General features: G+C 66.2%; 8 protein-coding genes. 6 read left to right on the forward strand and 2 right to left on the reverse strand.

Features of this window, described 5'->3' with window-relative positions:
* The 4 genes from BLR94_RS25205 to BLR94_RS25220 are packed head-to-tail and all read left to right on the forward strand — an operon-like array spanning window position 1 to window position 5,489.
* Window positions 1-1,821: an extracellular solute-binding protein gene (locus BLR94_RS25205; RefSeq protein WP_084308634.1), complete on the forward strand. Its 1,821-nt coding sequence runs from the start codon at window positions 1-3 to the stop codon at window positions 1,819-1,821.
* Entirely contained in the window at window positions 1,818-2,882 is a 1,065-nt protein-coding gene (locus BLR94_RS25210; RefSeq protein ID WP_084308633.1) for a microcin C ABC transporter permease YejB, read from the forward strand. The genes BLR94_RS25205 and BLR94_RS25210 overlap by 4 nt, the downstream gene beginning before the upstream one ends.
* On the forward strand, window positions 2,882-3,904 hold the full coding sequence (locus BLR94_RS25215; RefSeq protein WP_084308632.1) for an ABC transporter permease: 1,023 nt from the start codon (window positions 2,882-2,884) through the stop codon (window positions 3,902-3,904). The genes BLR94_RS25210 and BLR94_RS25215 overlap by 1 nt, the downstream gene beginning before the upstream one ends.
* Before the next feature lies 1 nt (window position 3,905).
* Window positions 3,906-5,489 (forward strand): ABC transporter ATP-binding protein, encoded by a 1,584-nt coding sequence (locus tag BLR94_RS25220; RefSeq protein ID WP_084308631.1) that lies wholly within the window; start codon window positions 3,906-3,908, stop codon window positions 5,487-5,489.
* A gap of 411 nt (window positions 5,490-5,900) precedes the next feature.
* On the opposite strand, the gene BLR94_RS25225 is transcribed toward BLR94_RS25220, so the two are convergent.
* Both BLR94_RS25225 and BLR94_RS25230 read right to left on the reverse strand, forming a co-directional pair.
* Window positions 5,901-7,019 carry a methyltransferase gene (locus tag BLR94_RS25225; RefSeq protein WP_084308630.1) on the reverse strand — a complete coding sequence of 373 codons (1,119 nt, stop codon included), beginning with the start codon at window positions 7,017-7,019 and terminating at the stop codon, window positions 5,901-5,903.
* Window positions 7,020-7,405: 386 nt separating this feature from the next.
* A complete protein-coding gene (locus tag BLR94_RS25230) occupies window positions 7,406-8,350 on the reverse strand; it encodes a LysR family transcriptional regulator (RefSeq protein ID WP_084308629.1) in 945 nt (314 codons plus the stop codon).
* A 116-nt stretch (window positions 8,351-8,466) separates the two neighbouring features.
* Between BLR94_RS25230 and araD1 the strand changes: the two genes are divergently transcribed.
* Entirely contained in the window at window positions 8,467-9,462 is a 996-nt protein-coding gene (gene araD1 / locus BLR94_RS25235) for an AraD1 family protein (RefSeq protein WP_084308628.1), read from the forward strand.
* A 71-nt stretch (window positions 9,463-9,533) separates the two neighbouring features.
* Window positions 9,534-9,929: aldehyde dehydrogenase family protein (locus BLR94_RS25240; protein WP_208601371.1), on the forward strand; the 396-nt coding region annotated here is incomplete at its 3' end.

The raw sequence follows: 9,929 nt of genomic DNA on the forward strand, positions 1-9,929 counted from the left end.
ATGGTCTGCCTGTTCCTGCTGCTCGCGCCGGGCGTCCAGGCGGTCGCACAGCACGCCCTGACCGTCTATGGCGAGCCGCCCCGGTATTCAGCCGGCTTCGCCCACTTCGACTACGTCAACCCCGATGCGCCCAAGGGCGGAAGTCTGCGGCGCTCGTCCATGGAGAACGGCCAGTTCGATCACATCGTGCCCTACATCGACAAAGGCACGGGCGTCAGTCAGGTCGATCCCTGGCTGTACAGCCCGCTGGCGGTCAGGTCGCTGGACGAGCCCTACACGGTCTACGGCTTGATCGCTGAGCGGCTGGAGCTGGCCGAGGATCGGCGCTGGCTGCGGGTGCACCTCGATCCCCGGGCGCGCTTCCACGATGGCGAGCCGATCCGTGCCGAGGACGTGCGTTATACCTACGAGCTACTGACTACCCGGGGCAGCCTGGCGTACCGAGTACGCTTTGCCGATGTGGACAAGGTCGAGGTGGAGGGGCCGAGGCAGGTGCTGTTCACCTTCAAGGGCGTCGACAACCGCACCCTGCCGCTGGATATCGCCAGCCTGCCGGTGCTGCCCGAACACTGGTGGAAGAACCGCGACTTCGCCAGCGGTGGCGGTTTCGAGGCGCCGCTGGGCAGCGGCCCCTACCGTGTCGGCAAGGTCGATGCGGGGCGCAGCATCAGTTTCGAGCGCGTCCGGGACTGGTGGGCGAAGGATCTGCCGGTGAGCCGTGGCTTGTACAATTTCGACCACCTGCGGGTGGAGTTCTTCGCCGATACCGATGTGGCCCGACAGATCCTGCGGGCCGGCGGCTATGACTACAACCGCGAGTTTTCCGCCACCAACTACAGCATCGGCTATGCCGGCAAGGCCCTGGACGAAGGCCGGCTGCGCCGCGAGCACCTAGCGCCGGAGGCGGTGCAGGGAACCCAGGGATTCGTCTTCAACCTGGACAGGCCGCAGTTCAAGGATCGCCGCGTACGCCAGGCCATTGGTCTGCTGTGGGATTTCGAGTGGGCCAACCGGCAACTGATGCGTGGCATGTACATCCGTCAGCGCAGTTTCTTCTCGCGCAGCGAACTGGCCGCCAGCACATTGCCGGATGCCGAGGAACTGAAGATCCTCGAGCCCTTGCGCGGGCAGGTGCCCGACGAGGTGTTTTCCTTGGTCTACCAGCCGCCGGCTACCGACGGCAGCGGCATGATTCGCGCGCAGCAGTTGCAGGCCCTGGCCATGTTGCAGGAGGCCGGCTGGCGGCCGCGCGGCGACCAGTTGGTGAATGCTGCCGGCGAGCCGCTGCGCTTCACCTTTCTCAATGCGCAGAAGGGTTTCGAGCGCCTGTTGCTGCCGTTCAAACGCAACCTGGCGCAGATCGGCATCGGCTTCGACATCCGCCAGATCGACAGCGCTCAGTACGTCAACCGGGTTCGCGCCCGGGACTACGACATGATCGTCACCAGCTTTCCGGTGAGCCCGTCGCCGGGGCGCGAGCTGTTCAACTACTTCGGCTCCGAGAGCGCCGCCGATCCCGGCTCGAACAACCTCATGGTGTTGCGTGACCCCGCCGTGGATAGGCTGATCGAGGGGCTGTCGCGTGCCGCCGACCGGCCGAGCATGACGCGCCATGCCCATGCGCTGGATCGGGTTCTGCAGTGGGGGCACTACTGGATCCCCAACTACTATCCGCCCGGCACCTCCAGTGTCTGGTGGAATCGCTTCGGGCGTCCCGCCGTGCCACCGCGCAACGACGTGGGCCTGGACACCTGGTGGGAAGTCAGCCCGACCGCCCTCACCGAGCAGCAGATGCGCCAGCACCTGGAGCAGCCCCGATGATCGCCTATATCCTGCGCCGTCTGTTGCTCATCCTGCCGACCCTGTTGTGCATCCTGCTGGTCAATTTTGCTATCGTCCAGGCCGCTCCCGGCGGGCCGGTGGAGCAGGCCATCGCGCGTCTGCAGGGCATCGGCGCGGGTGCCGCCGTGGGTGCCGGCGCGGTGGAACAGGTGGGTGGCGAGTCGCGCGCCAGTCGCGGCCTGGACCCCAAGCTGATCGCCGACATCGAGCGGCAGTACGGGTTCGACAAGCCCCCGCTGGAGCGCCTGTGGCTGATGCTCGGCAACTATGCGCGCCTGGATTTCGGCGACAGCTTCTTCCGCGGGGCCACGGTGGTCGACCTGATCCTGGAGAAGCTGCCGGTGACCCTGTCGCTGGGTTTCTGGGCGACCCTGATAACCTACCTGGTATCCATTCCCCTGGGCATCCGCAAGGCGGTGCGCCATGGCAGCCGCTTCGATGTGTGGAGCAGCGTGGCGATCATCGTCGGCTACGCGATCCCGGCGTTCCTCTTCGCCCTGCTGCTGATCGTGGTGTTCGGCGGCGGCAGCCTGCTGTCCTGGTTTCCGGTACGTGGCCTGGTCTCGGAGAATTTCGCCGAGCTGTCCCTGACGGGCAAGCTGGCCGACTATTTCTGGCACCTGACGCTGCCGGTGCTGTCGCTGGTGATCGGTGGCTTCGCCACGCTGACGATCCTGACCAAGAACAGCTTTCTCGGCGAGATCGGCCGCCAGTACGTGCTGACCGCCCGGGCCAAGGGGCTCAGCGAGCGCCGTGTGCTGTACGGCCATGTGCTGCGCAACGCCATGCTGCTGGTGCTGGCCGGGCTGCCCCAGGCGCTGGTCACGGTGTTCTTCGGCGGCGCGCTGCTGATCGAGGTGATCTTCTCCCTCGACGGACTGGGGCGCATGAGCTACGAGGCGGCGGTGTCGCGCGACTATCCGGTGATCTTCGGCGCGCTGTTCATCTTCACTCTGTTCGGCCTGTTGATAAAACTGGCGGGCGACCTGTGCTATCTGCTCGTGGATCCACGTATCGACTTCGCCGCGAGGAGCGCCTGATGTTCGTGCTCACACCGGTTGCTCGCCGTCGCTGGCAGCGCTTCAAGGCCAACCGCCGGGGCTGGTGGTCGCTGTGGCTGTTCCTCGGCCTGTTCGTCCTGTGCCTGGGCGGCGAGCTGGTGGCCAACGACAAGCCGCTGCTGCTGGTCAATGCCGATGGCGTGCATGTGCCGGTGTTCAAGCGCTACACCGAGCAGCAGCTCGGCGGCCAGTTGCCGTTCCAGGCGGACTACCGCAGCGCCTACGTGCGCCAGTTGCTCGAACGGCAGGGTGGCTGGATGCTGTTCCCGCCGATTCCGTTTTCCTACGACACGGTCAACTACGACCTGAGCAGCCCGCTACCCAGCCCGCCGTCGGCGGAAAACTGGCTGGGCACCGACGACCAGGGGCGCGACGTGCTGGCGCGGGTGATCTTCGGGGTACGCACGTCGCTGCTGTTCGGTCTGCTGCTGACCCTGGTCAGTGCCTGCGTCGGGGTCACGGCCGGGGCCCTGCAGGGCTACTACGGAGGCTGGGTCGACCTGTTCGGCCAGCGCCTGCTGGAGGTCTGGTCGGGCTTGCCGGTGTTGTACCTGCTGATCATCCTGTCGGGCTTCGTCGAGCCGGGTTTCTGGTGGTTGCTGGGCATCATGGCGCTGTTTTCCTGGCTGGCCCTGGTGGACGTTGTGCGCGCCGAATTCCTGCGCGGGCGCAGCCTTGAGTACGTCAAGGCGGCTCGGGCGCTGGGTGTCGGCGACCGGCGGGTGATGCTGCGGCACATCCTGCCCAACGCGCTGAACGCGACCCTGACCTACCTGCCGTTCATCCTCACTGGCGCTATCTCCACCCTCACCGCCTTGGATTTCCTTGGCTTCGGCATGCCCGCCGGCAGCGCCTCCCTGGGCGAGTTGATCGCCCAGGGCAAGAACAACCTGCAGGCGCCCTGGCTGGGCTTCACCGCCTTCTTCGCCCTGGCCCTGATCCTCGCCCTGCTGGTATTCATCGGCGAGGCCTGCCGCGATGCCTTCGACCCGCGAGCCTGACATGAACGAGCCACTCATCGACATCCGCAACCTGCGCATCGCCTTCGATGGCCGCCCCGTGGTGCATGGAATCGACTTTCACCTGCGCGCCGGCGAGTGCCTGGCGCTGGTGGGGGAGTCCGGATCGGGCAAGTCGGTCACCGCCCACGCCCTACTGCGCCTGCTGCCGCCACACGTGGCCCGGGTCGCGGGCAGCGTGCGACTGCTCGGCGAGGAACTGCTCGACGCCTCCGACGCGCGTATTCGCCAGGTGCGCGGCGATCGCATCGCGATGATCTTCCAGGAGCCGATGACCTCGCTCAATCCGCTGCATACGGTGGAGAAGCAGATCGGCGAGACCTTGGCAGTGCACAAGGGGCTGGCCGGCGCGGCGGCGCGCGCGCGCATCCTCGAGCTACTGGCGCTGGTCGGTATCCAGCAACCGGAGCAGCGCCTGAAGAGCTATCCGCATCAGCTTTCCGGCGGCCAGCGGCAGCGGGTGATGATCGCCATGGCGCTGGCCTGCGAACCGCACCTGTTGATCGCCGACGAACCGACCACCGCCCTGGACGTGACCGTGCAACGGCGCATCCTGCAACTGCTCAAGTCGTTGCAGCAGCGCCTGGGCATGGCCTTGCTGTTGATCAGCCATGACCTCAACGTGGTACGCAGCATTGCCCAGCGGGTGGCGGTGATGCACAACGGTACGATCGTCGAGCAGGCTGACAGCGACAGCCTGTTTGGTGCGCCACAACACCCCTACACGCGCCAGTTGCTGGATGCCGAGCCTGGTGGCGAGCCGTTCGCTGCTCAGGCGGCCGGTGAACTCCTGAGTGTCGAGCAACTGCGTGTCTGGTTCACCCAGCGCGGTCTGCTGCGCGGGCCGCGCCACTGCATCAAGGCCGTCGATGGCGTCGATCTGTGCCTGGCGCGCGGCCAGACCCTGGGGATCGTCGGCGAGTCGGGGTCGGGCAAGTCCACCCTTGGCCAGGCCATCCTGCGCCTGCAGGATGCCGAGGGGCGCATCCGCTTCGCCGGTGAGCGGCTGGATCTGCTCAAGGGACGTCGCCTGCGCCCATGGCGTCGGCGCCTGCAGGTGGTGTTCCAGGATCCGTTCGGTAGCCTCAGCCCGCGCATGAGCGTGGCGCAGACCATCGCCGAAGGCCTGGACGTGCACACTGATCTGGACGCGGCGCAGCGCGAGGCCGCGGTGATATCGGCCCTGCAGGAGGTGGGCCTAGACCCGCAGAGCCGGCACCGCTATCCCCACGAATTCTCCGGCGGCCAGCGACAGCGTATCGCCATCGCCCGGGCGCTGGTTCTCAAGCCCGAACTGATCCTGCTCGACGAGCCGACCTCGGCGCTGGATCGTACCGTGCAGAAACAGGTAGTGCAGTTGTTGCGGCGCCTGCAGGCGGAGCATGGGCTGAGCTACCTGTTCATCAGCCATGATCTGGCCGTGGTGCGGGCCCTGGCGCACCAAGTGATCGTGCTCAAGGATGGCGTGGTGGTCGAGCGGGGGCCGGCAGCGCAACTGTTCCGTGCACCCCAGCATCCCTATACCCGCGAGCTGCTGGCGGCTGCCATGCCCGCGCGGGAGGACTGAACGGCTGCAAGCTGCAAACCCGTCGCCTGGGGCCAGGCGAAGACGTAAGCCGAGAAACCGCAGCAGCAGGCAGGTACGATTCCCGAGTGTCGCTACATGACCTTGTAGAGCGGTGTTGCCCGTTCTTGGGTATCGCTGCGCTCAACCGCAGGCTACGAGGTTACGTGGTTCTGGTAGCCCGGTGTCGAGCGCAGCGATACCCGGGGAGCTGTTGTGACAATGCAGAGTTCGCAAGGTGGTTGCCGAGCTCAGTTGAGCTAGCGACTCAGCTTCTCTCTGGCTTGGGCGTGGCTATAGATCCGGTTTTCTGCAGTTGCCTGCTCTCCGCGGGCGAGAGCAAGCGAAAGCTTTTGCCCCCGCTTATCACTGGTTTGCTGTGGTGTGTTCATCGGCCTCCCTCACTAATCCGTTTTATTTCGTCGCCTTGAGCACCACGAACTTCGGCGTGGCCGCCACCTGCTCCACACCCCGGAACAGACGCGCCAGCTTGGTGTGATAACCCAGGTGGCGGTTGCCGACGATCCACAGTTCACCGCCGCTGACCAGTGCGTTGCGGGCCTGCTGGAACATGCGCCAGGCGAGAAAGTCGCCCACCACCTGCTGCTGATGGAAGGGCGGGTTACAGAGCACCAGGTCCAGCGAATCGGCAGCCTGCTCGGCCAGGCCGTCACCGGCGCGGACGGTCACCGGTCGCTCGCCCAGGGCTGCGCGCCAGTTCTCCGCGGCCGATTGCACGGCCATATAGGACTCGTCCACCAGGGTCAGCTCGGCGCCGGGGTTGCTCAATGCGTAGGCGATGCCTAGCACACCATTGCCGCAGCCAAGGTCGGCGACCCGACGTTTGTCCAGGTGCCGTGGCAGATGAGGCAGAAAGGCGCGGGTACCGATATCCAGTCCCTCGCGGCAGAACAGGTTGGCGTGGTTGCTCAGCTCGAGTGCCGGGTCGTCGAGGCGATAGCGGGTCGGGTAGGGCGACGTCGGCGTCGCTTTGGCTTCTGGCATAGCCTTCAACAGGCGGGCTTTTTTCACCCCTAGCGAAGCCTGCACCGGGCCGATGTATTGCTCCAGCAGATCGCCGGCAGCCCGTGGCAGGTGCTTGATCATGCCGCCAGCGACTACCTGGGCTCCCGGCGCCAACTGGCCATGCAGGCGGATCAGTTGTTCCTCGAGCAGGGCCAGGGTTTTCGGCACGCGGATCAGCACCAGATCGAAAGGGCCACTCACCGGCTCGCTGGCCGGCACGAAGCTCACTGCATCCTCGGCAAGGCCGTTGCGCGTCAGGTTGAGGCGCAGTGCCAGGTGGCCAAGGTGCGAGTCGCCGCTGCTGATCACCTGGGCGCGGCCGGCCAGCGCACAGGCCAGGGCGCCGAAGCTGTCGTTGAGCAGTAGCACGCGCGTGGTGCCTGAAAGCGTCTGTGCCTGTTCGAGCAGGTAGGCGTCGGCGGCATCGAAGGCCTGCAGCGGCATGCCGGGTTGCTCGGGCTGGCGCTGCAATTGCAGGATGGCGAACGGGGTGACGAAAGACGACATGGGGGGCTCTTGAGCGATCAGGCGGTGTGCATTCTGCCATGGCTGGGAGGGGCACCATACAGGCTGGGTGAAAACGACTGCGCTCGGTCATGCAGCGTTAGAACCGTCTGCAATGCCAGCCCGGTCAAAATGCTTGTTTACAACGCGTAAGCTGCGCTTTTGACTCACTTCGTTCGCCCTGCGGGCCAGCCTTCGGCTGTTACTCTGCGGTGCTGCGTTTCGCCGTTTTGCGGGGGCGCCCAGCCCTTGCCTGACCTTCGCTCGCTACGTTTTCACACGGCCTGCATAGCGCCGCCGGGGGGATTCTATTGACGGCATCGAGGGCTGCCAGCCTCGGTTGCAGCGTTTCATCCGGGCTTCTAGCCATGGCGATGCTGCCGTGCGCCTCAGGCGCCGCTTGTCAGCGTCGTCGGCTCGCTGCGCAGCTCGTCGAGCAGCAGGCGGGCAGGGGCCGAGAGTGGCGGGCCTTGGCGGCTGATGACCCCATAGGGCTCGCTGCGCAGCACCTGGGCAAGTTCCAGGCAGGTCAGTGCGCCGAGGCGCTTGGCGGATTGCGCGGTTTCCAGCGGCATCAGGGCGAGTAGGTTCGGGTCCTCCTGCAAGAGCATCAGGGTGGCGAAGGTCGATGCGGTCTCCAGGGGGTAGCGGGGAAACTCCAGGCCGGCGCCGCTGAACGCCCGCTCCAGCACCAGGCGCATCGGCATGTTGGCCGGGTAGACCACCCAGCTGTAGGGCGCCAGTTGCGCCAGGTCCAGGCCGGAGCTGGTCGCCAGTGGGTGAGCGGGGTTGGCCACTACGCTGAGGGGCTCCTGATGCAGGCTCAGGCAGTCATAGGCGGCCGGCCGGCGGCTGACGCTGCGGCGACAGATCGCCAGGTCCAGGCGGCCCTCGTCGATCAGGTTGAGCAGGCGTGCGCTGGTGTCCTCGACGATTTCCACCGACAGTTCCGGCTGGCGTGCCCGTAAACGGGACAGCGCGCGGGTCAGGCGCGGTACCGCGCCCATGATCACGCCCACCACCAGGCGGCCACCCTGGCCCTGGAGAATCCCCAGCATTTCCTCGCGCAGGTGCGCCAGGTCGCTGTGGATCAGGCGTGCGTAGCGAATCGCGCAGCGCCCCAGGTCATTGGCTTCCAGCCCCTGGCTGGTGCGGGAAAACAGGCGCATGCCGAACGCCGACTCGATCTCGTTGAGCGCCTTCGTTGCCCCGGGCTGGCTGATCGCCACGGCGTCGGCTGCCTTGTGCAGCGAACCCTGGTCGTCGAGGGCGATAAGCAGGCGCAGCTGTTTCAGGCGCAGTCGGGAAACCAGGGCGGGGAGGGACGCGATCATGGGGATAACCAACAGTTATTGCTTGATCAAGGCTTGTCATTAGGCAGGCTGGCGCTGCCTTCGTAAAGTCTGCTCTGTATCCCGATGGGCAAGCCATCCAACAAGAGAGACAAGCCATGCGACTGATCCAGTTCGAATCCCCCGAAGGCCAGCGCCGGGTTGGCGTTGTCGAAGGCGACACCCTGCGCACCGTTGACGGTATCGGCAGCACCCGCGAGTTGGCGCTGGCGGCGATCCGTGGCGGGCGCAGCCTGCAGGACGAAGTGAACGCCCGGGGCAGCGAGGCCGGCCCGGCGTATGCCGATCTGCAGCAGGACGGCCGCATCCTGCCACCGCTGGATCATGAGGATCCGGCGCATTGCCTGATCAGCGGCACCGGCCTGACCCACCTCGGCAGCGCCGCGACCCGTGACAAGATGCATCAGCACAAGGCCCAGGACGAGTCCACCCTGACCGACACCATGCGCATGTTCCGCTGGGGCCTGGAGGGCGGCAAGCCTGGCGCTGGCAAGGTCGGCGCGCAGCCGGAGTGGTTCTACAAGGGCGATGGCGGCATCGTCGTGCGCCCCGGCGCCGACCTGTCGGTGCCGGTATTCGCCGAGGACGGCGGCGAGGAGCCCGAACTGGTCGGCCTGTATGTCATCGGCGATGACGGCCAGCCTTACCGCCTCGGCTACGCGCTGGGCAACGAGTTCTCCGACCATGTGCTGGAGCGCCGCAGCTACCTGTACCTGGCCCACTCCAAGCTGCGTTTCTGCGCCTACGGCCCGGAACTGCGGGTAGGCCGGCTACCGGCCAACCTGTCTGGCACCAGCCGCATTCGCCGTGACAATGAGGTGCTCTGGGAGAAGGAGTTCCTCAGTGGCGAGGAGAACATGTGCCACAGCCTGGAGAACCTGGAGTTCCACCACTTCAAGTACGCGCAGTTCCTGCGGCCGGGCGACGTGCATGTGCATTACTTCGGGACGGCCACGCTGTCCTTCGCCGACGGCATCAAAGCCCGGCCCGGCGATACCTTCGAGATCGAGATGAGCGAGTTCGGCGCCCCCTTGCGCAATGGCCTGGTGGCGGCCGACGAACCGTTGTCACCCGGTGCCGTGCGCGCGCTGTAACCGCTACCCCGTATCTTTCTTATCGCACTCGGGGCCTGATGGCTCCGCGTGCATGTGTCAGGAGAGCTTTAATGTCCCATATCGGCCACAACATCATCGGCGGCGCGTACAGCGCAGCCGGCCCCGTCGTCCACAAGAGTCACGACGCCACCACTGGCGAAGCCCTTTCCTACGACTTCATTCAGGCCACTCCTGAAGAAGTCGATGCCGCTGCCAAAGCCGCTGCTGCCGCCTACCCCGCTTACCGCAGCCTGTCTGCCGCCAGGCGCGCCGATTTCCTCGACGCCATCGCCGACGAGCTGGATGCCCTGGGTGACGACTTCGTCGCCACCGTGACCCGTGAAACCGCCCTGCCTACCGCCCGTATCCAGGGCGAGCGTGGCCGTACCAGCGGGCAGATGCGCCTGTTCGCCAAAGTGCTGCGCCGGGGTGATTTCTACGGCGCGCGTATCGACCGCGCCCTGCCG

Origin of the sequence: Phytopseudomonas flavescens, assembly GCF_900100535.1 — a bacterium.
Classification (GTDB): Bacteria; Pseudomonadota; Gammaproteobacteria; order Pseudomonadales; family Pseudomonadaceae; genus Aquipseudomonas; species Aquipseudomonas flavescens.

Coding starts and splice junctions, on each gene's coding strand:
- BLR94_RS25205 (WP_084308634.1), top strand. CDS start 1: ATGGTCTGCCTGTTCCTGCTGCTCGCGCCGGGCGTCCAGGCGGTCGCA.
- BLR94_RS25210 (WP_084308633.1), top strand. CDS start 1,818: ATGATCGCCTATATCCTGCGCCGTCTGTTGCTCATCCTGCCGACCCTG.
- BLR94_RS25215 (WP_084308632.1), top strand. CDS start 2,882: ATGTTCGTGCTCACACCGGTTGCTCGCCGTCGCTGGCAGCGCTTCAAG.
- BLR94_RS25220 (WP_084308631.1), top strand. CDS start 3,906: ATGAACGAGCCACTCATCGACATCCGCAACCTGCGCATCGCCTTCGAT.
- BLR94_RS25225 (WP_084308630.1), bottom strand. CDS start 7,019: ATGTCGTCTTTCGTCACCCCGTTCGCCATCCTGCAATTGCAGCGCCAG.
- BLR94_RS25230 (WP_084308629.1), bottom strand. CDS start 8,350: ATGATCGCGTCCCTCCCCGCCCTGGTTTCCCGACTGCGCCTGAAACAG.
- araD1 (WP_084308628.1), top strand. CDS start 8,467: ATGCGACTGATCCAGTTCGAATCCCCCGAAGGCCAGCGCCGGGTTGGC.